Source organism: Vibrio marisflavi CECT 7928 (genome assembly GCF_921294215.1).
GTDB lineage: Bacteria > Pseudomonadota > Gammaproteobacteria > Enterobacterales > Vibrionaceae > Vibrio > Vibrio marisflavi.
The window spans coordinates 270,376-294,514 of sequence record NZ_CAKLDM010000002.1 but is presented as its reverse complement, the minus strand read 5'-3'; the positions used below and the strand labels follow the sequence as shown (position 1 = coordinate 294,514).

The window sequence follows — 24,139 nt, the reverse complement described above, 5'->3', positions numbered from 1 at the left end:
CCCCGATCTATTGCGTATACACAAGAGAAGTACGCTTGTTTAGTTACGATAAAGTCGAAACAGCATATCTACACCAAGTGACTCTTACTTAAAAATCACGTTACTCATAGCCAATTCACAGGCTAACGAAGGCTACGAATTTTCAAGCATTTTTTAATAATCCGACAAATATGAACTATAAATTAAAGGAGTCGTAAGTCACAAAGTAAAGTATGCCCAAAATTAACCGAACTAACTCTTTAGCCTTTAAGCAAGCTAAAACTGTATTCCTAGTGTCTGTGATACTAGGGCTATGTTTTAGCTTCTATCATATTTTGGTCGACATACATCAAGAGCAGCAAAGAGTAGCGGAAGAATATCGTTTTAAACTGCTTCAAAATTACTCTAACGCTAGCCAAGCTGCTTACCACCTAAACCAACTGCTGGCAGAACAAGTCGCTGTTAGCCTGATGACCGATCCAGCGATTTATCAGGTTAAAATTGCCGATGACTTTGGAGATGTATTAAGCGAAAGAACGAAAGACCTCTCTCAGCACAATAAATTTATTCAGGCCCTTTCTAAATTTTTGACGCCAACAACTCCTGTCTACAGTACAGATCTTCATCAGCCTAATTCTAATATCGTAGTTGGGAAACTCACGTTCTCAGTAGATGGTTCGAATATAGCGGAAGAGTTCATTTCTAAAACGAGTCAAATCATTCTTTTTGACCTACTTAGAAACGTCATTTTGACTTCGATATTGCTGGTATTTTTCTACTACAAGTTATCCAAACCTTTGATGACTCTCATTAATTGGGTTCGCTCATTACAAAACGAAAAAAACGTCCCGCCCCCTCCAACCCGAGATTTACACAATGAGTTGGGGCAGCTTGCAGAAACCTTCCACAGTCTTTGGAAAGCGCGAGAATCCGCCGAAGCGAAGCTCAATCAACTCGCCTACTACGATTCTTTGACTGGATTAGCAAATCGTAGTTTGCTGCTACAAACACTTGGTCAAACAATAGAAAACGCCAATAAAACGAGAGCCACTGGCGCTCTTTTTTACCTTGATTTAGATAGATTTAAGACCATCAATGATTCATTGGGCCATGATATTGGTGACAACCTCATTAAAGCTATTTCCATGCGTATGAAGGCTTGGCTAAAAAATGATTACATTGCTTCGAGAGTCGGCGGAGACGAATTTGCAATTCTAATTCCGTATCTGCCACTAAATAAAGCTGACGATGTAGCCAAGCAATTGCTAGCTTTAATTTCCAACCCTTACTCTATTGATGATCACCAGTTGTACTGTACCGTGAGTATCGGGATCTCTGTATTTCCTTCCGTGGGAGGAACTAGTATCGATGTTTTGCGTCAAGCAGATACTGCTCTGTACCGAGCCAAAGCGACCGGCAGAAATAACTACATGTTTTACGAGCCTGAAATGCAGGCTCAGGTTGAGTCTTTCCTTGAAATAGAAAAAGGTCTGCATGAGGCGATAAGCCACGAGCAGCTCGAACTGTATTATCAACCACAGGTCGATGCGAAACAGCAAATCATTGGTGTGGAGGCGCTGATTCGCTGGAATCATCCCGAAAAAGGCGTTTTGCCTCCGGGAGTATTTATGCCCATCGCTGAAGAAACTGGGCAGATTTTGCAGATAGGTGATTGGATAATAGAAAAAGCCTGCTATCAATATGCTCAGTGGAAAAAAGAAGGAGTACTTCCAGCTACATTTGAACGTCTGGCAATCAATATTAGTCCGCTGCAATTTTCCCAAGAGTCGTTTGTAGAACACATTACCCATACGTTAACTCAATCAGGGATTACTGGAGAGCACATCGAGTTAGAGATCACTGAAAGCTTGCTATTGGAAAATGTGGAAGGTGCTGTACAAAAGATGGCGCAGCTTAAAGAGCACCGCCTAAAAATTTCGATAGATGATTTTGGTACTGGCTACTCTTCATTGCGCTACTTAAAGCACTTAGCCGTCGATGTGCTCAAAATCGATCGCTCTTTTGTGACTCAGTTACACCTTGATGAGAGTGACCAAGCCATTGTCGATACCATTATTATGACAGCGCGAAGGCTTAACCTAGAAGTGATTGCCGAAGGTGTAGAGAACGCTTACGAGTTTCAGGCGTTGCTTGAGCTCGGCTGTGGGCAATTCCAAGGTTACCTTTTCGATAAACCGCTTGAAGTGGCTGATCTGATGCAAAGCTTTGCTAAAAACCAATACGACATAAAGCCAGAAAAATACGACGCTTCAAAGGTCAGTCAAATACGCAGTCAGCTGTAGCCCTAAATCCCCCCAACCGCATCAAAATATTATATAACTCATAATAATGGCGTCTTCTTTACCATTTGCACTCGGATAATAGTCGACCCTTCGATCCACCTCATTAAAACCCGCGTCGTTATACAGGTTAATTGCTCGATTGTTACTTTGTCTGACTTCTAGCCATATACTCTCTGCGCGGTTTGCAGAGCAAAGATCGATAAAGCTCTCAAGCAGCCACTTACCGTAACCACTTCCCTGACAACTTGGGTTGACAGCTATATTCAGTAAAGTTACTTCACCAACAATGTTTTGTGCATAGAAGTATCCAACAACTTGCTCATCGACAATCATGACATGATGAAAAGCACCTCGAGAATTGATATCCGCAATTAAAGATTCTGACCAAGGGTGGGAATGTGCCTGCTTTTCTATTTGTTGGACTTGTTTTAGGTGCTCGCCAGCAAGGGGGACTAATTTTATATTACTCTTCATAGGAACATATTTGTTGCCAAAGTTGGCGTTTTAACTGGGTATTATCAGCAACCTCACTCAATACAGGGGAACTTAACACACGAGTTTTGACAGCTTCATTCACGTCGCAACCAGCAAACCAAATCCATTCAATACCTTTAAGATGAAACGAATCGAGTTGATGAGGCAGAATATGCCGAGACTGGCTCAACTCTAATCTCATGCTCTTCAATACTTTTTCAAACATTGAAGCAACACTGCCACTCGGTAACAGCGGTGAAACTAACAATAGTCTGCAAGCCTTTGGTAACTCAGCCTTATTGGCGCAGACACCCTGCAATAATTCTGGCTGCTTGAGATACCATTCAGATATCCCCATTTCGTTTAGGTACTGACTATTGCGTGAAGTAGTTGGGTTTTCACTCATTAAGATGACTCTAACAACACCTGTTAAACCTGATCAAACTCTGGGCAATAGCGAATAAGCCCATGATGATCTTTGCTGGCGCCCTCGACAAGATCAGTGATTTGGAAAATGCCTTCTGGCAATTCCCACTGACTGTGAAAGTCATGCTGCTGCGCAGATTCAAAACCAAAGCGTGCATAATACTTTGGATCGCCAAGCACGACACAAACCGGATAACCGAACTCTCTTAAAGAAGCAAAGCCTTCCTGAATCAACTTGGCTGCAATACCCTGATTTCTATAATCTTCGCGGACAGAGACTGGCGCTAACCCTTGCCATCCAAGATCTTGTTCTTGAACCAGTACAGGGCTAAACATGACATGCCCAATCACTTCGCCGTCATCAGTACTTGCAACCAAAGACAATGTTAAATGTCCATTTTCTCTCAATCGCATCACTAAATCCGCCTCTGCTTCTGTATCAAAGGTGGATTTCAATAGTTTATCTATCGCCAGAATATCTCCTAGCGATTCTGCACGAATCAGCATCATATACCTCGTTTTGTGTATGCGACAATTGTATACCTAAACAGCCCACATATGCGAGCAGCAGAGAGCTATTCAGGTTGGCACATTTATTTACTGAGAATATTGAGCTTTTAACGAATTGACTGACAAACCTTTCTTAACAAACTCTGCTAGTTCATTGATTAGAAACTGTATTGAGTTTGGCATTCGATCAAATTCAACACTATCCATTAAATTTTTAACTTCAAGACCTAATTCTGTGTCGCCTTCAATTTGCAATCGTCTCTGGAAGAACAAAGTATCTGGGTCCTCTTTGCGGCCAGAAATAAGTACTAACTCATTCAAATTTCCACTAAAAGAAACATCATGCTCAACAGGCTTATCAGCCACGACAAGTTTTTCAGATTGATAGCTAATGCACCAACTCAAACCTAGATCTTTTACTTCAATTTTTAGCCATTTGTCTGCTAAAAACTCAAACTCCCCGTCTTCTAATGAGTCATGAAATACTTGGTTCAATCCTTCCAGCAATAGCTTTCTTTGCATAAAAGCTGGCATACATTTAGTTGGAATACGGAGAATAGACGCGGCATTACGTACTAATTGATTTTGCAAATTACTGAACACGGTAGCTCCTATCTAAATCGTCAAGTTTCCATACCTTAAACGAACTAATATTGAGAGGTTCTGTCATGTATCAAGATTCTGTGTGAAAGATCATTCATGCTTTCTTTAGTATTGGTTAGGTGTAAGTTATAGTTAAAGTCTATAAATGGATTTTTTACTCAAATAAATGCTTCCGCCAAACCTACAGACTTGGTTCCAAACTTTTACCCAGAATAGCCCTTTCTTTTTTGCTGTTTTGGATGAACAATACCGATATGCAGCCGTCAATAAACGGTATCAAGATATATCGGGGATAAGCCTTGAAGAATTAATTGGCCAAACCGACCAACAAGTCTTTGGTGAGGACGTATTTCAATCGCTAAAACCGCTTTATCAGCAAGCTCTATCTGGCGAACTACTAGAAACAGAAATTGCGCTGCCGCTTTCTGGACACCACACGTCAATGCAAGTTGTGGTGTATTCCACTTTAGCTGAAAATAATCAAACGTACATTATCATACAAGCTACTGACACTAGTGAAAAACACCAACTTATTGAGAACTTGAAAGAGGCTGAAAATAAATATTCAGCGCTAACAGCGTTAGTGCCTTTTGGCGTCATATTAGTCGAAGAGAATTCAATCATTTCAGCCAATGAAGCTTGCGCTGAAATGATTGGCTTTAGCTCTGTATATGACTTACTGGGCGAATCCCTAAACCACCTTTTCGTTGACAGTCAAACGAAAGAAAAGATAACTCCGCCAATTAGCTATTTACTAAAGTCTCAGGCTTTGGTTTGCCAAACAAGTACAGTCTGTAAACTAGAGAAATATGTCGACTTATCCGCCAACTCAGCTCAACTTTATGGTAGCGCTTTACAGTTAATCACTGTTAAAGAGTCAATCACTAACACAAATATAGATAAGCCAGTGGGCCAGGATATTTACAAAGATCCTCTTACTCAGCTCTATAATAGACTCGGTTTTACCAAGTGTATCGAACAGTTAACAAAGCGTAATACGCCCTTTATTCTTCTGTATCTAGATATAGACAACTTTAAAAATATCAATGACTCCTTAGGCCATCAAATCGGCGATATGGTACTCAAAGAAGTCTCAGACAGGCTAAGAAATTTGTGCTCGACTTCAAGCGCAATCGGCCGGTTAGGTGGTGACGAGTTCGGCATTATTTTTAACCAACCATATGATCCGCAAACAGTTCAAAGTTATGCAAAGTCAATTAAGTCCGAGATTTATCAACCCTTTAATTTACGCTATTTCAAAAAGCGCTTAGCCTGCTCGATAGGTAGTGTCGCTTATCCTAAGGATGCAAACAATGCCAACCTATTGCTACAGTATGCTGATGTGGCAATGTACGAAGCCAAGTTCGCTGGGCGCAATCGCTTAATGCAATTTGAGGAAAAAATCACCAAAGAAGCGCGAAAGCGACTATGGATAGAAATAGAGCTACAAAAAGCATTGCAGCAAAATGGCTTGGAAGTCTGGTATCAGCCAAAAGTAAGCACTAAAGACCTGCTGATTGTTGGAGCAGAAGCACTGATACGTTGGAAGCATCCTGTAGAAGGTTACATCAGCCCCAGCGAGTTTATACCAGTAGCCGAAAGTGCGGGGCTAATTGAAAATATCGGCCGTGCAGTTATGCGTGAAGTCTTTACCAACGTAAAGATTTGGAAACAACAAAATATATTACCAGGCAAAATCGCAATCAATCTTTCCCCTGAGCAGCTACGTAACCCACGGCTCACAAACTACATGGAAAAGCTGCTAAACAAAACCCAACTAACTCCAAACGGCATAACCTTTGAGCTTACAGAAAGCTGTATAATGCAAGACAGCTTACACACGTTACAAACATTGAATGCGATAAAAAATTTAGGTTTTTCTTTATCGATTGATGACTTTGGCACCGGCTACTCTTCACTCGCTTATCTTGCACGTTTTCCTGTAGATGAAGTGAAAATTGACCGTGCATTCATTACTGATCTCGAATCACTGCCCAAGCAACGCACGGTGGTCGAAAGTATCGTTAGCTTGGCTAAATCTCTTGGTATGCACGTTGTCGCTGAAGGTATAGAGACCGAGACCCAAGCAAGGCTGCTCCGTGAAATGCAATGCGACACGCTACAAGGCTTCTACTATCATACTCCGCAGCCCAAGCACGAAGTTGAAAAATTGTTTATTCAAGATATCAACAAAAGAAAAGCACGCCACTAGTGGCTAAACTCGCTTAAACCTGCCTTAAATCAATCACCCCACTCCTCAGCAAGCTTAAAATTTTATCATGACCAATCTATGTCAGATCAACAATGGAACTCTTGTGCCCAGCAGGTAACCTTCCTGCTTTAAAAACTGCTATCGATTGCGGTGCAGACGCTGTATATATTGGATTTAAAGACGATACCAATGCTCGGCATTTTGCTGGCCTAAACTTCACCGGCAAAAAACTAGACAACGCAGTCAAATACGTTCACGACCGTAATAAGAAAATTCACATCGCACTAAACACTTTCGCGCATCCAGACAACTTCAAAAGGTGGACAGATGCTGTTGATAAAGCGGCAGATATAGGTGTCGATGCTCTAATTATCGCAGACATTGCGGTACTCGAATATGCCGCCAACAAATACCCTCACTTAGAGTTGCATTTATCCGTACAAGCTTCTGCTACCAACGTAGCTGCGATTGATTTTTACAAACAAAACTTCAATATCAAACGCGTTGTTCTACCTCGAGTACTCTCAATTCATCAAGTAAAGCAGTTATCACGCAATATCTGTGACGATGTAGAGCTCGAAGTCTTTGCTTTTGGCAGCCTGTGCATTATGTCGGAAGGGCGCTGCTACCTTTCATCCTACTTCACAGGTGAATCTCCAAATACCGTTGGGGCATGCTCACCTGCAAAATATGTTCGCTGGCAAGAAACAGATCAAGGTTTAGAGTCTCGCCTCAACAATATTCTCATCGACAGATATGGCAAGAATGAAAATGCAGGCTACCCGACACTTTGTAAAGGCCGATTCCACTCTGAACTGAACACGAACAATCAACGCTATCACGCGCTCGAAGAACCCACTAGCCTCAACACTCTCGCATTAATACCTGAGCTGTTTGCTGCCAAAGTAGCTTCAGTAAAAATTGAAGGGCGCCAACGAAGCCCTGCTTATGTCGAGCAGGTGACTCGAACATGGCGCGCGGCGATTGATGCTTACCAGCGCTCTCCTGCATCCTATCAAGTAGAGCATGCTTGGAATCAAGCCTTAGAAAATGTCTCCGAAGGCAGCCAAACTACATTAGGCGCCTATCATCGTAACTGGCAATAAGGAAAAATCACTCATATGAAATATTCTCTAGGGCCAGTTCTATACTTTTGGTCGAAATCTACGGTAGAAGAATTCTACTCACAGGCTGCGAAGAGCTCTGCCGATATCGTTTATCTAGGTGAAACAGTTTGCTCTAAAAGACGAGAATTAAAGCCTGCTCACTGGCTTGATTTAGCTAAAGAGTTGGCCTCTTCAGGTAAGCAAGTTGTACTCTCTACAATGGCATTATTAGAAGCGCCTAGTGAAGTCAACGTGATGAAGAAGTACATAGACAACGGTGACTTTATTGTTGAAGCCAACGATGTTTCCGCGATTCAACTTGCTTATGAGAACAGTGTTCCTTTTACTGTTGGACCAGCTGTCAATGCATACAATGCCGGGACTTTAAGCCTTTTCCTAAAACAGGGAATGGTTCGTTGGTGTATGCCTGTCGAGCTGTCAAAAGATTGGCTAAACAACACCTTGCAGCAATGTGAAGAACTAGGTATTCGCGGAAAGTTCGAAACCGAAGTGTTTAGTTATGGGTACTTACCACTAGCCTACTCTGCACGTTGCTTTACTGCTCGTGCGGAAAACAAAAGCAAAGATGATTGCGAGACCTGTTGTATCAAGTACCCTACTGGGGTGAAGATCTCCAGCCAAGAAGATCAGCAAGTGTTCAACCTTAATGGAATACAAACTCAATCAGGCTACTGTTACAACCTAATCAACGATGTCAAAGAGATGAGGTCACTGGTTGACGTGGTCAGGCTAAGTCCATTGGGGTTAGATACTTTGGCCGAAATTGATAGGTTCAAAGCAGCTGAAAGCCGCTCTGAACCTATTAAATTAGAAGACAAACAATGTAATGGCTACTGGCATCGCTTGGCAGGACTGGACACCAGCGAACAATAAGTCAATCTAGTTAACTTTCTCGACAGAGGCTGCTTGTTGCTGAAGCTGCGCGGCCTCTTTTTTAATTCTATCTAACTCAATATATGCGTATTTATGCTCTATATAGTCGTAGACATTTGAAGACAATACGATTTTATAAAGAGTATAGGCACTCTTGAGATCACCATTTAGCTGATAGCGTTTTGCGATATAGAAATACGTTTCTGTTAATCGTTCTGCTAGCACGACATTGTCTGCCGAAGTTGTCACAATGGCTTTTAATGCTTCTTCATTAGATACTTTATCTAACATCAGCCCCACCAAGAACCAACCCCAGCCGGGCTTTCTTGCATCGTATTTTTCAGTGAGCTGTTTTTTTGCTAAGGTTGGATCGATTTCGTATTCAATAATGTAGCGCCAAAGGCTGATAAAAGGGTCCACTTCTCCATCTTTGGTGAGTTTTTTCAGATCTTCTAACGCCAGCTCGTACCTGCCCCCGTAATAAAGTGCAATAGCACGGTTTCTGATAGCAAATAAGTTATCTGGATTTAGCTCAATGGCAGAATCAAACGCTTCATACGCGTCATCATATTGTTGCTCTTCGGTAAAGTTCACACCCAATAGGTTATAAACATCAGATTGAGCTGGATCGAGTGCAAGTGATTGATCGAAGTCTAGGCGTGCTAAAAGGCGAAGACCGACGCTATCGTAAAAGCTACCTCTCTCGTAGAGCATTTTTGCTCTCACTTGATCGTCAAGGTTCTTTCGTTGGATCAGCTGAGTAAGTTGAGCTATTTGAACTTCTTTCTTAGCGCTAACTTGTAATGGTATTGCCATAGGTGGATACAACCACTGGCTTTGCGATGCACAACCATTTACAAGCAATAGTGAAAACACACTCAATAAAGTGGTTCGAATCCTTTTCACAAATAATACTCCTGTATACCGATAGTAATACCAATTCCAGCAATTATTTAATCATCTTTACTGGCTAAAATCGCTCATAACTTCGCTAGGATTTTCATAATTAGAATAGCTAGTTATCAAATAGCCTGCCTAGTTCTGAACGATTTTCCCTGTACAATATTGTAAGAACTTAATTACTGGCATTGGTATAAAGCCAGCTATCCGCATTAAAAAAGGGAGCGACAATGCTCCCTTTTTTATAACACGCTTTTTACATAGTGGGGGAAACCCCACCTAATGCATGTGAAGTGACGACAAATTATTACTCTGCGTTACCTTCAGTGTTGCCATTCGCTTCAGCTTCTGGTTCAGCCTTTTCTACCGCTTCTTTCATGCTTAGACGAACACGTCCTTGGCGGTCGATCTCAAGTACTTTAACTTGAACTTCTTGGCCTTCTTTCAGGTAGTCTGATACTTTCTCAATACGCTTATCTGCGATTTGAGAAATGTGTACTAAACCATCTTTACCAGGAAGGACAGTAACGAACGCACCAAAGTCAGCTAGACGAGCAACTTTACCTGTGTAGATACGGCCGACTTCAACTTCAGCAGTGATTTCTTCGATACGGCGAATTGCTTCTTTCGCAGCTGTACCTTCAGTTGCTGCAATCTTAATTGTACCGTCGTCTTCGATTTCGATAGTTGTACCAGTCTCTTCAGTCAGAGCACGGATAACTGCACCACCTTTACCGATCACATCTTTGATCTTCTCAGCACTGATCTTCATAGTGTGAATACGCGGAGCGAACTCAGAAATATCTTCACGAGAACCAGAAATAGCTTGATCCATCACAGACAGGATGTGCTTACGAGCACCTTGCGCTTGATTCAATGCAATCTGCATGATTTCTTTTGTGATACCTTCGATCTTGATATCCATTTGCAGTGCAGTGATACCAGTGTGAGTACCCGCTACTTTAAAGTCCATGTCACCTAGGTGGTCTTCATCACCCAAGATGTCAGAAAGAACAACAAAGTCATCGCCTTCTTTAACTAGACCCATTGCTATACCAGCAACAGAAGATTTAATTGGTACACCCGCATCCATAAGAGCAAGAGAAGTACCACATACAGAAGCCATTGAAGAAGAACCGTTAGATTCAGTGATTTCTGATACAACACGTACTGTGTATGGGAACTCATCTACAGATGGCATTACTGCAGCAATACCGCGCTTCGCAAGTTTACCGTGGCCGATTTCACGACGCTTTGGAGAACCTACAAAACCAGTTTCACCAACACAGTATGGAGGGAAGTTGTAGTGCAGTAGGAAGTGATCTTTACGCTCACCTGTTAGCTCATCGATGATTTGTGCATCACGCTGAGTACCTAATGTAGCAGTCACAAGAGCCTGTGTTTCACCACGAGTAAATAGAGACGAACCATGTGTACGAGGAAGAACGCCAGTACGTACGTCTAGCGCACGAACCATATCTTTTTCACGACCATCAATACGTGGGTTACCAGCGATAATGCTGCGACGCACAACTGTCTTCTCTAGGTCGTGGAAGATAGTGTGAATTTCTTTAGTGTTCGCTTCTGGATCTTCTGCAAGAAGAGCTTCGTTTACTTCGTCAGCGATCTCATGGATGCGGTCGTAACGAGCCATCTTTTCAGTGATTTTGTATGCTTCAACTAGTTTCGCTTCTGCTAAATCTGCAATCTTAGCGTTAAGTGAAGTGTTCTCTTCAGGTGCAGTCCAGTCCCATGCAGGAGTAGCAACGTCAGCAGCAAATTCGTTGATTGCTTTAATCACAGTTTGTTGCTGGTCGTGACCAAATACAACCGCAGAAAGCATTTCTTCTTCAGTCAAGTTGTCAGCTTCTGACTCAACCATCAATACTGCAGACTCAGTACCCGCTACAACTAGGTCTAGGCGAGAGCCCTCTAGCTCAGTTTGGCTAGGGTTAAGTACCAATTGACCATCGATATGAGCAACACGAGCTGCGCCGATAGGGCCATTGAACGGGATACCAGAAATCGCTAGCGCAGCAGATGTACCAATCATTGTTGGGATATCAGGCTGAACATCTGGGTTTACAGATACTACTGTCGCGATAACTTGTACTTCGTTTTTAAACGCGTCCGGGAAAAGTGGACGAATTGGACGGTCGATAAGACGTGCAATTAGTGTTTCGCCTTCAGAAGGGCGACCTTCACGCTTAAAGAATCCACCAGGGATTTTACCAGCTGCGTAAGTACGCTCTTGGTAGTTTACTGTTAGAGGGAAGAAGTCTTGACCTTCTACCGCTTCTTTTTTACCGACAACAGATACAAATACTGCAGTGTCGTCCATTGTAACCATTACCGCTGCTGTTGCTTGACGCGCGATAACACCAGTTTCTAAAGTAACCGTGTGGTTACCGTACTGGAACGTTTTAACTACTGGTTTTTCAAACATTATATTTCCTTGCTCTAAGCATTGCTTAGAATAATTGATTTAGCACTCAGAGCATTACAAATCGCGACTAGTAAAAGCATACTTGGTAAAGGCTATAGCCTTAAAGTAGCACTTTTAATAGCCGCGACCTTCCGGTCGACTTCGGTGACTGCAATGCTTTGAATATTGTTCGGCAACGTCTTCTTATCTGGAGAGGGCGTTCGCCGGACGTAGTATAAACTAGATGCTCTACGATTGGTAAATTCTAGGTAACAAAAAAGGGGCATAATGCCCCTTTTTTGAACAAACTGATCTTAGCGACGTAGGCCTAGACGTTTGATTAGATCTTGGTAACGAGAAAGGTTTTTGCCTTTCAAGTAGTCAAGAAGCTTACGACGGCGAGATACCATACGTAGCAAACCGCGACGGCTGTGGTGATCACCTTTGTGTGCTTTGAAGTGACCTTGAAGGTGGTTGATAGAAGCTGTAAGTAGTGCAACTTGAACTTCTGGTGAACCTGTATCGCCTTCAGATTGAGCGTATTCAGCTACGATAGCCGCTTTAGTTTCTGCATTCAGAGACATCATTCTCTCCTAATAAGAGTAAAGTAAATATGTAGCAGCCAATCTCTGATTCAGCCGCTACGCGAAGCGCGGATTATAAAAAAACCACACCTTTTAATCAACTGATAATTTTACTGCTTAGCTGGCAATTTCACTACACCCTTTAAAGCCCAGAATGAAACCAATGCAGCGACAAGAATAAAGACACCTTCCCAATAGAAATTATGCAAGTTGATGTAAACGGTTATCAACATGCCAATCCCACCGGACACATAGGTTGCAACACCAATCAGCCCCGATGCACTGCTCTTGCCTTCTTCAATGGTATTAAAAGTGTGAAACAACAAAATAGGTATTAGCGCGACTGAATATAATGTGGCAAGGAACCCTGGTACTAACCAAAGCCAACTAATAGTGTTTCCAGCAAAACTTAATACAAATGCGCTCACGCCTGCCAATAGAAAGCAGGCTTTCATTGAGTTTAATATAAAACGCTCGCCTAATTTTTGAATCATATAATTTGAAAAAGGCGGATAAATGATTCCCGGCAGCAATGTAGGGAGCAAGTAGTACGCAACTTGATCCGGTTGAATGTGATAAACAGGTGTGAGCCAAAATGGCACAGCAATGTAATAGCTCTGAATGACAGACGCCATACACATCACAACAATTAACGCTTTACGAAACACTCTATTTTGAAAGTGAGCACCCATCTGTTTTAAGGATTGCTTAAAAGTCAGACTACCCGATGACTGAGATTGACCGGGTAAGCTACGTACTAAAAAGAACATCGCCACCAGCCAAATGGGAATAATGAGAAACACAGCTCGCCAGCCTAACCATGTACTGATCCAACCAGACAACAGAGGCGTAAGGAAAGCTGCGGAATAGCCACCAAAAGAAGTTAGCGATAATGCGTGCTTAACCTGCTCAGGATCTTTCAAATACGTAACAGGGAAAGCTCGACTACACACAGAAAGACCACTCACAAATGCACTGGCCAAAACAAATAAGATCCCAAAGAAAACAATATTATTTGCAAAAGAGGCAAGCACTAGAGCAACACCGCCTACCACACAAACGAGTTCAATGAATCGTTTCATTTGCATCTTATCGATCAACGGTCCCCATATCAGAGGAGAAAGCCCACCAAAGATAAACGATAAAGAAATGATAAAACGGACGGTATCTTCCGATGTGTTCAGCAAGCTAGGCATGGTTGGAAATATTGGCAAACCAACCTTCATTAGCCCCCAAAATGTCGCCATGAACAGCATAGGGAAATAAACCATAAAACGAGTATTCAAACTCATATCGCCTCCGCAATAGCTCTAAAAAACGCACAAAACACCGCCCTTACAGCGACAAATGCTGTAAAAGCCTGCAATAGTGAACTCAGTCACCAACCACAACTTCGACTAAATTGCTATGTACGAATCCCTGTATTAAAACAAACAACAGTCCCTCGAGATAAGGGAACGTGATACACTTTCACTACGTTCATTTCAAACAAGATAGAGAGTAATTATGAAAATCGGCATTATTGGTGCGATGGAACAAGAAGTGGCCATTCTCAAACAAAAGATCAGTGATTGTAAAGAACAAAATAAGGCTGGCTGCACATTTTATTCTGGTACTCTCAATGGGCTTGATGTGGTTTTACTGCAATCGGGCATTGGTAAAGTCGCAGCTGCAATAGGCACCACTATTCTGATTGATGAACATCAACCTGATTACATTATTAACACAGGATCCGCTGGCGGCTTTGATTCAACATTAAACTTAGGTGATGTTGTCATTTCAACAGAAGTGCGTCACCACGATGCTGATGTAACAGCTTTTGGCTATGAAATTGGTCAGATGGCAGGTCAACCAGCAGCTTTCTCTGCGGACCAAAAGCTAATGGATGTCGCTGAAAAAGCATTGACTATGATGGCAGATAAACATGCTGTACGCGGGTTAATCTGTACAGGTGATGCATTCGTTTGTTCAGCAGAGCGTCAGCAGCAAATTCGCACGAACTTCCCTTCCGTAATTGCAGTTGAAATGGAAGCGTCGGCAATTTCACAAACTTGCCATCAATTTAAAGTTCCATTTGTGGTTGTCAGAGCCATTTCTGATGTTGCAGACAAAGAGTCACCAATGAGCTTTGAAGAGTTCTTACCATTAGCTGCACAAAGCTCTTCAGAAATGGTATTGAAGATGGTGGACTTGCTTAAAAACTAAAAGTTTTTCTACTTTAAAAGCTTCAAAGAATTTGATTCTTAAATCCAAGCTTATGAAAGTGTTACATTAGGAAACAAAAAATACCAGTTTCATTATTTCGACATTTGAAACTGGTATTATATGTATTTCATACCGACTAAAGTACTAGCTAGCTAGCTAGCTAGGGACCACTAATACTTATTAGTTCAACTGTTGCTATAAGAAAGTACTTTTATATATTTTACAGTTTAAATGTGAAGGCTCTAAAGATTACTTAACAGCTATAATACAGCTAGACCATCAATATGAGATATAAGAAGTAATATTAAAAGGGCAGACAAAGAGTAGGATACAATACTCTTACGCATCTGTATTTGTTCTTGGCTTCCCAAAGCTAGCCTTGTCCGAATATAGTCAACCATGTCGCAAATTACCTTAAAACTTCAACAAAAAAATTGAGCAATATAAATCAACCTTCGTTCTATAACATAGAGACTAGGTTTATAAATATTATCTTTCTAACTTGAATATAAATAATACAGAATATAGACACCAAAATAACCAATGATTATTAGTTGAGCAGCAAAATGGGAGATCAATACCCATTTTAAAGTGGTTAACTCTTTTTAAGCAGGTCATAATAGCAAACAGTACAAGCTATAATGTGTTGCTACAGAGCCAAACATCATGGAAGATTTTTTTAAGCACATCTATTCAAATGGCACCCTTCTTGTTATGTGGGGGGCCATATTATTCAACTTTCTTCTCCCCATACCTCGCTCAGCTCACCCAATGACACTTTGGCATAAGTTCGCAGAACTGCTTGCAGACAAAGTCAATCGAAACTCAAGCCACTCACAAAGCCTCATCTCTGGCACGTTAGCCTGGACAGTAATGTGCTTACCAGCAATCGCAGTGCTAATAGCTCTAAAGCCACTGGTTTGGCAATCTCATATGTTTGAGCTGGCTTTACTTATTCTCGCATTGGATTGGCGCAATAACGAAAAGCTTGCCAGCCATCTAATTACCGCACTCTCAAAAGACGATAAGCAACATGCCAGGGCTATATTACAACCGTTTGTGAATAGAGAAACGGCCACTTTATCTCAGCTTGGGTTAGGTAAGGCGAGCGCGGAAACTATAATCATGGGCTATGGACGTAATGTGGTTTGCGTACTATTTTGGTACGCGCTACTTGGCGGCGTAGGCGCTTTTCTCTATAGACTTATCTCTGAATTAGCGAGAGCTTGGTCTCCCTCAAGGCAAGAGTGCTCTCCGTTTGGCATACCTTCGGTGAAAATACTCGCAGTATTGGATTTTATTCCTCTTCGAGTTTTTGCAGCTCTTATTTCTCTTGGTCACCGATTTATGATGACACTTCAACTCATTCGCATGCAGTCCTCCTCATGGCCACTTCCAGGACCTTCTTGGCTATTGATTGCTGTGGGTGGAAAGCTACAACTATCATTGGGTGGCCCAGCCATATACAACAAAAGAAAAAGCATACGAGCTAAAATCGGAGGAAGAATCGCGCCATCAGCGATTCATTTAGCTCAAGTGCAAAAACTTCTGGCTTGGAAGTCTTTCGCTTGGATATTATTGCAAAGCATCACTTTAGGCTTCATTTATCAAGGCATTTAAATGGACAAGTTTCTACCTTTACTGCTGGTTTTCTTTACTTTTAGTAGCAACGCACATAACGTTATAGAGCGTGTTATAACCTTATCTCCCAACGCAACAGAACTAGCCTTCTCCGCAGGTTTAGGAAATAAAGTTGTCGGGGTCAGTGACTACAGCAATTACCCACCACAAGCAGATAAAATTGAGCGAGTCGCCAACTACCAAAGCCTCAACCTTGAAAGAATCGTCGCTCTAAAACCAGATTTAGTAATCGCTTGGCCTGCTGGTAACCCGAATAAGCAACTTAATAAACTAAAGCAACTCGGCATTCCCGTTTATAACGTCAGCATTCGCTCTTTAGATGACATAGCAAAAACGATTGAGCAGCTAAGCCAATACAGCAGCAACCCCAAAACTGGCCAGCAAGCAGCGCAGAGTTTTCGCAACAAGCTAAAAAAACTGGCCAAGCAATACCAACATAAACAGCCGGTAAAGTACTTTTATCAACTCTCCAGCAAGCCTGTCATTACTGTCGCTAATGGCAATTGGCCTAGTCAGGTCTTTTCTTTTTGTGGCGGAAAAAATGTTTTTGCCAAGAGTTCAGCCCCCTACCCTCAAGTGAGCTTAGAGCAAGTATTACTCGCTAAGCCACAGGTCATTTTCACAGCTCAAGAGCCGACTTTAACCAAGCAGATGTGGCGACAGTGGCAAGATTTCATCCCTGCTGTAAAAGGTGACTACATTTGGCAAATAGATTCCGACTGGCTCAACAGGCCGACCATGAGAACGCTAAAAGCCATCAACGAAGTCTGCCAAGATTTAAATTTAGCTCGGGAAAAACAATAGATTTCGCAGATGTAAATTGCGTACAATTGCACCCTAAAACGACAATTAATAATTAGCTAGCGAGTAAACTGCCTGTGGAAGCACCACTACTCTATACTGTTGATCTCTTTGGCACTGCGATATTTGCAGTCTCTGGTGTGTTACTCGCAGGTCGCCTTAAAATGGATCCTTTCGGGGTGATTGTTTTAGCTAGTGTTACCGCCATAGGCGGTGGCACGATTCGTGACCTTTCCCTTGGCGCGACACCTGTTTTTTGGATCAAAGATACCACCTATATTTGGGTTATTTTGGTTACCTGCCTATTGACCATGCTTGTGGTTCGGCGACCTAAACGTATAGCGTGGTGGGTGCTGCCTGTTTGCGATGCTATTGGACTTGCGGCCTTCGTCGGCATCGGTGTGGAGAAATCACTTATTTACCAGAGCTCTGGGCTCATAGCAATCATTATGGGCGTAATCACTGGCTGTGGTGGGGGCATCATCCGAGATGTGCTGGCGCGAGAGGTGCCAATGGTGCTGAGAAGTGAGGTCTACGCAACGGCTTGTATCATTGGCGGCGCATTCCAAACTAGTGCATTGTCGTTTGGTTTTAGTCGCTCTGAAGCGTTCCTATCATGTGTTATCTCTGTTTTGGTTATTCGGCTAGCCGCGATCCGCTGGCACCTATCTTTGCCTACTTTTGCCATTCATAAGTAGCGCAAACACAAAAGGGAGCATTCGCTCCCTTTTAAAGTACTTAACCTCAACCGTTCTACTGGTTGGCTACGTTTCGAAGTAAAGATTTCAACTCTGAGAAATCATCATCCATTTCGCTGGATAGTAGTTCCATCTGAGCATGTTTCGCTAATGGTGCTGGCAAACCCATATCTATACTCAAAATATCATCAACTACTTCTTTAAACTTAGCTGGGTGCGCTGTACACAGGAACAAGCCTGTTTCACCTTCTTGCAGCTGTTCAGATAGCACTCGATACGCAATAGCACCATGCGGCTCACAAAGGTAGTTAAGCTGATTAAGCTCTTTAACTGCATGCGCGCTTTGCTCATCCGTAACAGCGCCTTTACCAAGCATATCCAATGACCAGCCTTTGGTTTTACATAACTCTTCGATGCGAGGCCAGTTATTCGGCTGGCTGACATCCATTGCATTTGAAGTTGTTGCGATTGTCGGCTTCGGTTGCCATTGACCACTTTGCAAATAACGAGGAACCGTATCATTGACATTCGTTGCGGCAATAAAGCGCTTAATTGGCAGTCCCATTGCTTTGGCCAATAATCCCGCAGTTAAATTACCAAAGTTACCACTCGGTACTGAAACCACTAGGTTTTCCCTTTCGGCTTCAGATAGTTGAGAAACAGCTTCGAAGTAGTAACAGATCTGAGCCATTAAACGACTAATATTGATAGAGTTTGCAGAGTTCAAACCAATTTCTTTACGTAGAGCCTCATCGTCAAATGCCTGCTTAACTAAGGCTTGGCACGCATCAAAATCGCCGTCAATTGCCACAGTGTGGATATTCTTACCTAATGTACAAAATAACTTTTCCTGCAGCGGGCTAATCTTTCCTTTTGGATAAAGAATCACGACATCAATATTATCCATACCATAGAAAGCATGCGCGACTGCCGCACCAGTATCACCAGACGTCGCTGTTAAGATGGTAATCTTGCCGCCATCTGACACAGCAGCAAGCGATTGAGCCATAAAGCGACCACCAAAATCTTTGAACGCTAGCGTTGGGCCATGAAACAGCTCCAATGCATAAGTACCGTCTTTTACTTGCTTGATTGGCGCTGGAAATTGAAATGCTGCGTCTACCATCGCATTGACTTGCTCGGCAGACAATTCATCACCAATAAGCTCAGAGAGAATACGAGTGCTACGAGTCACAAAGTCCTCAGATAAAAGCTTATCGACATCTTCAAATACTGGTAGCGAGTCTGGGAAAAATAGCCCTTGATTGCGACCTAAACCTTGACGTACTGCTTGGGCAAAAGAGACTTGTTGGTCATTTTCTTTAATGTTGTAAAGCTTCATAGCTTGTTTCCTGTATTTTTAGAGCCATGCTTGTCGATACGACAAACATGAACAAATCCATCTTTGTTCTGAACGTAATTTTGTTCTAACCAGCTAGCCACTCTCTCGGCCACATCCAGCTGCTGGCAAATACTAAACAGTGTCGGTCCACTACCAGAAATTCCAGTAGCCATAGCACCAGCGGAAGCAGCATAGGCTCTCGCATCAGCAAAACCCGGTAGCAACTTTTCACGATAAGGTTCAGCTATCACATCTTTAATCATTTTAGCTGCAAGCTCCGGCTGACCACTGTGGCTAGCATGGATAAAACCTGCCAAGTGACGGCCATGAGCAATAATGTCTTGGCGGCGATACTGGCAAGGCAAAATCTCGCGGGCTTCTGCTGTTGAAACAGTAATGCCTGGATAAGCCATAACCCAATACCACTCGTCAAAACTTGGCACTTCCTGGCTGATAATATCCAGTTCCTGCACCATAAGCTGAACACCACCTAAGTAACACGGTGCAACGTTGTCATAGTGAACACTGCCAGAGATTTTTCCTTCCATTTCACCCATAAGCTCAAGAAGCTCATCTTTATTGAGAGGAAGTTCGTGAAATAGATTTAACGCGTCTAATGCAGCCACTATCGAGCACGCACTTGAGCCTAGCCCCGATCCAATAGGCATATTTTTTTCAAGAGTCATGTGAACCGGTTTAGCTGCTAGGCCCTTTTTTTCGAGCTCTCGAGAGAATACCTGCCAGCAATCAAACACGATATTATCTTTGGCATCTTTCGGCAGCTTACCTACAAATGCTCCTGAAGTATCAAGTGAGAATGGCTGGGTTCCTTGCTTAACGAATACTCGATCACCTAACAAAGTACCATCGACTGGAGAGACCGCTGCACCGAGCACATCGAATCCAACACTCACATTACCAATTGAAGCTGGAGCGTATACGACAACCTCGTTACTACTCTGCCCTTGGTTACTAACGTGCACTTGATTGCTATCCTGCATAGCTATACTCCTAATTTCCATCCGAGTGTACGCATGACATCAGAAAATACTCCCGCGGCTGTCACTTCCGTGCCCGCACCATAGCCACGTAAAACAAGAGGAATTGGCTGATAATAGCGGCTGTAGAATGCCAGTGCGTTTTCGCCATCCTTTATCTTAAACATTGGATCGTCTTCATCTACTGCGCTCAAGCTAACTTTACACTTATCATTTAAGATCTCACCAACGTAACGGAGCACTTTACCTTCTTTAGCTGCTTTTTCTGAAAGCTCTGTGAAATACTTGTCTGCCTGTGGTAGACGTTGCATGAACTCTTCTATGCTGCCACTAACATCAAAACCTGGTGGTAGAGCTGGCTCCACTTCAACTTGATCCAATTCTAAAGACAAGCCAGTTTCTCGAGCCAAAATGAGTAGCTTTCTCGCTACATCCATTCCAGAAAGATCATCTCGCGGATCTGGCTCAGTGAAGCCATTATCTTTGGCGATATTGGTTGCTTGACTCAATGTCATCCCTTCATCCAATTTACCAAAAATATAGGAAAGCGAACCTGAAAGAATTCCATTGAATTTCTCCAGTTCATCCCCTGCTGAAATCAGATTTTGTAGGTTCTCGATAACAGGCAAACCGGCTCCGACTGTTGTTTCGTACAAAAACTTACGACGAGACAATGAAGCTGAATTACGAAGTTGATGGTAATAGGCCATGCTGGCTGTATTCGCTTTCTTGTTTGGCGTAACTACATGAAAGCCAGCTGATAAGAACTCTGCGTACTGGTTGGCAATGGTCTCGCTAGAAGTACAATCGACTAACACAGGGTTAATGATGTGGTTGCGTTGAACTAAAGAAATGAGACGCGCTAGGCTAAAGCCTTCAGTCGCACCATTCATGCGATCTCGCCAATGCTCCAGAGGCAAGCCATTACCATCAAGCAACAAACCTTTAGAGTTAGCTAACCCGCAGACTCGAATTACGATACCTTTTTCCGCAAGCTTAGCTTGCTGACGCTGGATTTGATCGACCAACTCACCGCCAACACCACCAATACCAACAACAAAGATATCCAAATGATGTTTAGAATTAAATAGGTTCTCATGACAAGCTTTGATTGCCTCAGAAATTTTATCTTCTGGTACAACGGCTGAAATTGCTCTTTCTGACGAGCCTTGTGCTATCGCAACAATATTAACATTAACCTCAGCGAGCGACGAAAAGAATCTTGATGCAACGCCTTTGGAAGTTCGCATACCATCACCAACCAAAGTAATGATAGAAAGGTTTTCGATAAACTCGACTGGCTCCAGAAGAGAGTTTTTTAATTCAAGATCAAATGCTTCCGCTAGAACTTGCTCTGCCCGCGCTTTGTCTGCAGATTCGATACAGAAGCTGATGCTATATTCAGAAGACGATTGTGTTATCAATACAATAGATATACCAGCCGAAGACATTGCACCGAATACTCGGCTAGCCATGCCAACCATTCCCTTCATACCTGGGCCTGAGACACTCACCATCACAAGGTTATTTAGTGTAGTAATCCCCTTAATCGGCAATTTATCTTCGCCAGTATCTTGGCCAATAAGTGTGCCTTCTCCTTGAGGATTGAAGCTATTTTTGATTAAACAAGGAATATGGAATTGAGCAATAGGAGCAATAGTTTTTGGATGGAGAACCGATGCGCCAAAATAAGATAGCTCCATGGCTTCTTGGTAGCTAAGAGATTTCAATAGTCTCGCATCATCAACTAAACGAGGATCGCAGTTGTAAACACCGTCGACATCCGTCCAAATCTCACAGCACTCAGCACGAAGGCATGATGCTAATACCGCTGCCGAATAGTCTGAACCATTTCGCCCTAGCGTAACCAACTCTCCGTTATCGCTGCCCGCTGTGAAGCCAGGCATGATATGTACATAGCCTTCTGCCAATGGACTCTTTTTGAAGTTTTCAGTTGAAGATTCAACATCCACCATTGCCTCTAAAGGCTCACCCTCGGCTAGCAAATATTTTACTGGGTCAATTAAACTCGCTTTCTGCCCCTTTGCTTCTAGTACAGCTTTCATTAGCTGGATAGAAACTCTTTCACCTTTACTAATAATTCGAGCATTGACGTTATCTGGGCACATGCCAAGCAAATTGATGCCATGAACGAACTGGCGAAGCTGAGATAGTGATGTTTTTACTTGGTTAAAATAGCCTCTGCCATCCACATTTGATAGCTGAAGCTTTATATCGTTAAACAGCGACTGAAATGAAGATTCTAGCTCAGCAATTTGTAACTCCGCTTCTCCATTTCGAAGCGCACCATCAATAACCGATACGAGCTTATTGGTCGTCTTTCCCGGAGCGGAAAGTACTACCGATACCTCTCCCTGCTGGGCATTATTTACAATTATATCTGCAGCTCTTAAAAATCTATCGGCATCAGCCAACGATGAGCCACCAAACTTCAATACTCGCATCTCATCCTCCACAAGTAATAAATTGGTATAAAAAAAGGCCTGTATCTGGTGGGATACAGGCCTTTTTTTGAATTTCTTTCGCTTAGCAGCCTGCCCCAACGTTGGTAATGTCGGTAATAATAATGGTTGTGGTCATTACTAATTGGTTAGCAGATTGCATGAATGCTGTGTTTCTTTTGTTGTCCATCTACCCAATACGTTTACCCTACTTTTGTCTAAGCCGTCAATCAAAAATTGAAATTAATTTCATATTTTCTAAATTTCACGAATAGGAGTTGGGTGTTTCAAGATCGATTTTAGAGCTAAAACTCGCTAACTATTTAATATTATTAAGCACAGAAAAGCGCATATGCAACTAGTTAAAACCAAGAGCAAATATTAATAACTAAAAACTATATAGATGCCACTACCGGAGCTCAAAATTTGTGCTTTACTTATACCCAGTGACTCGAAAAACAAGTGTCACATAATTAGGGTAATAGCCCAATTTACGGATAATAATTATTAAAAAACAAAGGAGCGGTGGATGAAAACAGTCATGTATTGGTTGCCGCTTGCTATCTGTTTTCCTTTACAAGCAGAGGACTTACCAAACTTTCCTTCAGAAAAAAAAGCATCACCTCATAAGCTATTTGTATCTAGTGAAAACACGACTCAAAACGACGAGTCATTTAAGATAGACAGCGGATACTCCTATAACGTTTTCAATAAAATTGATCTCTATGTCGGAGCTCGTATCGATAACTCGGAAGTTGATGGCGAGAAAAAAATGGTCAACGGTTTACTAAGTGGGTTGAGCTACCAAGTAACTGAAAGCATCACAGTGAAAAGTACGCTCCGTTCATATACGGAAACTGTTTATGAAGATAATGTCACGTCAGTTGCAGCAGAAGTATCGAGCCGAATGAAATTAAGTGAGAATTTAGATGTACACGCCACACTTGACTACCAAGAATGGCGTCAGGGTATCGAAGTAGGAATTGGATTTCGATTCTAAATTTTACAAAGTTAGGATCGAAAGATCCTAACTCCACTTCTCTTGATTCAGTTTGTCCACTATTTAACTTCTAGCTTCTCTTGGGACATTACGATCCCATTCCAGTCAGCATATATATAGTCACCAGGTTGGATCATTTGGTTGTTAATCGTGAGCGATACGTTGATTTCACCTACATCTTTTTTTTCTGTTTTAAATGGGCAGGTCCCTAAAGCTTTCACTCCCAAGTCCATTTCAGATATGGTTGCAGCATCACGAATCGCACCATTAACAATTACCCCCTGCCAACCATTTTTAATGGCTAATTCAGCAAGGTTGTCGCCAAGTAACGACCTTTGGCAAGAGCCGTTACCATCAACAAATAAAACCTTACCCTCACCGTTTTGTTGCAACATGTCTCGCACTTTAGAGTTGTCGTGATAGCAGCGAACAGTAGCAATCTCTCCACAAAAAGCACTTTTTCGGCCAAAGTTGGCAAGTGGAAGCTCAAGCAAAGTCACTTTGTCTTCGTACTGGTCACAAATGTCTGGCGTTAGATCTTTCATTTTTTCCTCCAAGAAAATACCCAAATTCCTT

At 42.4% G+C, this 24,139-nt stretch carries 21 protein-coding genes and 1 other annotated feature; of the genes, 9 read left to right on the top strand and 12 right to left on the bottom strand.

The features are described 5' to 3' along the window. Positions 1-212: 212 nt before the first annotated feature. A complete protein-coding gene (locus L7A31_RS08090) occupies positions 213-2,282 on the top strand; it encodes a putative bifunctional diguanylate cyclase/phosphodiesterase (protein WP_237361007.1) in 2,070 nt (689 codons plus the stop codon). A gap of 21 nt (positions 2,283-2,303) precedes the next feature. Here L7A31_RS08090 and rimI read toward each other — a convergent pair whose 3' ends face one another. From rimI to ubiT, 4 genes are all read right to left on the bottom strand, one after another. Continuing rightward, a complete protein-coding gene (gene rimI / locus L7A31_RS08085) occupies positions 2,304-2,756 on the bottom strand; it encodes a ribosomal protein S18-alanine N-acetyltransferase (protein WP_237361006.1) in 453 nt (150 codons plus the stop codon). After that, positions 2,746-3,162 carry a DNA polymerase III subunit psi gene (locus L7A31_RS08080; RefSeq protein WP_237361005.1) on the bottom strand — a complete coding sequence of 139 codons (417 nt, stop codon included), beginning with the start codon at positions 3,160-3,162 and terminating at the stop codon, positions 2,746-2,748. The genes rimI and L7A31_RS08080 overlap by 11 nt, the downstream gene beginning before the upstream one ends. A 23-nt stretch (positions 3,163-3,185) precedes the next feature. After that, positions 3,186-3,689, bottom strand: coding sequence for a GNAT family N-acetyltransferase (locus L7A31_RS08075; RefSeq protein ID WP_237363533.1), 504 nt, complete (start codon positions 3,687-3,689; stop codon positions 3,186-3,188). A gap of 90 nt (positions 3,690-3,779) precedes the next feature. Further along, positions 3,780-4,295, bottom strand: a complete 516-nt coding sequence (gene ubiT / locus L7A31_RS08070; protein ID WP_237361004.1) for a ubiquinone anaerobic biosynthesis accessory factor UbiT — start codon at positions 4,293-4,295, stop codon at positions 3,780-3,782. 166 nt (positions 4,296-4,461) lie between these two features. Here ubiT and L7A31_RS08065 point away from each other — a divergent pair, with 166 nt between their 5' ends. The 3 genes from L7A31_RS08065 (at position 4,462) to L7A31_RS08055 (ending at position 8,507) form a co-directional block, all read left to right on the top strand. Then, a complete protein-coding gene (locus tag L7A31_RS08065) occupies positions 4,462-6,507 on the top strand; it encodes a sensor domain-containing protein (RefSeq protein WP_237361003.1) in 2,046 nt (681 codons plus the stop codon). 92 nt (positions 6,508-6,599) lie between these two features. Further along, positions 6,600-7,613 (top strand): ubiquinone anaerobic biosynthesis protein UbiU, encoded by a 1,014-nt coding sequence (gene ubiU, locus L7A31_RS08060; protein ID WP_237361002.1) that lies wholly within the window; start codon positions 6,600-6,602, stop codon positions 7,611-7,613. Positions 7,614-7,628: 15 nt separating this feature from the next. Next, positions 7,629-8,507: a U32 family peptidase gene (locus L7A31_RS08055; RefSeq protein ID WP_237361001.1), complete on the top strand. Its 879-nt coding sequence runs from the start codon at positions 7,629-7,631 to the stop codon at positions 8,505-8,507. Positions 8,508-8,513: 6 nt separating this feature from the next. On the opposite strand, the gene nlpI is transcribed toward L7A31_RS08055, so the two are convergent. From nlpI to L7A31_RS08035, 4 genes are all read right to left on the bottom strand, one after another. Beyond that, entirely contained in the window at positions 8,514-9,413 is a 900-nt protein-coding gene (gene nlpI / locus L7A31_RS08050; protein ID WP_237361000.1) for a lipoprotein NlpI, read from the bottom strand. Between the two features lie 301 nt (positions 9,414-9,714). After that, entirely contained in the window at positions 9,715-11,853 is a 2,139-nt protein-coding gene (pnp, locus tag L7A31_RS08045; protein ID WP_237360999.1) for a polyribonucleotide nucleotidyltransferase, read from the bottom strand. Between the two features lie 293 nt (positions 11,854-12,146). Next, complete coding sequence (gene rpsO, locus L7A31_RS08040) at positions 12,147-12,416, bottom strand: 30S ribosomal protein S15 (protein WP_237360998.1); 270 nt, start codon at positions 12,414-12,416, stop codon at positions 12,147-12,149. Between the two features lie 110 nt (positions 12,417-12,526). Then, positions 12,527-13,708: an MFS transporter gene (locus tag L7A31_RS08035; protein ID WP_237360997.1), complete on the bottom strand. Its 1,182-nt coding sequence runs from the start codon at positions 13,706-13,708 to the stop codon at positions 12,527-12,529. Between the two features lie 214 nt (positions 13,709-13,922). Here L7A31_RS08035 and mtnN point away from each other — a divergent pair, with 214 nt between their 5' ends. From mtnN to L7A31_RS08015, 4 genes are all read left to right on the top strand, one after another. Then, positions 13,923-14,621: a 5'-methylthioadenosine/S-adenosylhomocysteine nucleosidase gene (gene mtnN, locus L7A31_RS08030; RefSeq protein WP_237360996.1), complete on the top strand. Its 699-nt coding sequence runs from the start codon at positions 13,923-13,925 to the stop codon at positions 14,619-14,621. 666 nt (positions 14,622-15,287) lie between these two features. After that, a complete protein-coding gene (locus L7A31_RS08025) occupies positions 15,288-16,241 on the top strand; it encodes a cobalamin biosynthesis family protein (protein ID WP_237360995.1) in 954 nt (317 codons plus the stop codon). Then, positions 16,242-17,066, top strand: a complete 825-nt coding sequence (gene btuF, locus L7A31_RS08020) for a vitamin B12 ABC transporter substrate-binding protein BtuF (RefSeq protein ID WP_237360994.1) — start codon at positions 16,242-16,244, stop codon at positions 17,064-17,066. 74 nt (positions 17,067-17,140) lie between these two features. Continuing rightward, a complete protein-coding gene (locus tag L7A31_RS08015) occupies positions 17,141-17,761 on the top strand; it encodes a TRIC cation channel family protein (RefSeq protein WP_237360993.1) in 621 nt (206 codons plus the stop codon). A 55-nt stretch (positions 17,762-17,816) separates the two neighbouring features. Here the strand turns inward: L7A31_RS08015 and thrC are convergent, their stop codons facing one another. Genes thrC through thrA form a run of 3 tightly spaced genes read right to left on the bottom strand, consistent with a single transcriptional unit; the run spans position 17,817 to position 22,566 of the window. Next, positions 17,817-19,103, bottom strand: a complete 1,287-nt coding sequence (thrC, locus tag L7A31_RS08010) for a threonine synthase (protein WP_237360992.1) — start codon at positions 19,101-19,103, stop codon at positions 17,817-17,819. Beyond that, positions 19,100-20,104 carry a homoserine kinase gene (thrB, locus tag L7A31_RS08005; RefSeq protein ID WP_237360991.1) on the bottom strand — a complete coding sequence of 335 codons (1,005 nt, stop codon included), beginning with the start codon at positions 20,102-20,104 and terminating at the stop codon, positions 19,100-19,102. The genes thrC and thrB overlap by 4 nt, the downstream gene beginning before the upstream one ends. 2 nt (positions 20,105-20,106) lie before the next feature. Then, positions 20,107-22,566, bottom strand: a complete 2,460-nt coding sequence (gene thrA, locus L7A31_RS08000; RefSeq protein ID WP_237360990.1) for a bifunctional aspartate kinase/homoserine dehydrogenase I — start codon at positions 22,564-22,566, stop codon at positions 20,107-20,109. Positions 22,567-22,594: 28 nt separating this feature from the next. Continuing rightward, positions 22,595-22,716 (bottom strand) — a sequence feature (Thr leader region). A gap of 376 nt (positions 22,717-23,092) precedes the next feature. Between thrA and L7A31_RS07995 the strand changes: the two genes are divergently transcribed. After that, entirely contained in the window at positions 23,093-23,563 is a 471-nt protein-coding gene (locus L7A31_RS07995) for a hypothetical protein (protein ID WP_237360989.1), read from the top strand. 59 nt (positions 23,564-23,622) lie between these two features. On the opposite strand, the gene L7A31_RS07990 is transcribed toward L7A31_RS07995, so the two are convergent. Continuing rightward, positions 23,623-24,108 (bottom strand): putative 4-hydroxy-4-methyl-2-oxoglutarate aldolase, encoded by a 486-nt coding sequence (locus L7A31_RS07990; RefSeq protein ID WP_237360988.1) that lies wholly within the window; start codon positions 24,106-24,108, stop codon positions 23,623-23,625. Between the last annotated feature and the right edge of the window lie 31 nt (positions 24,109-24,139).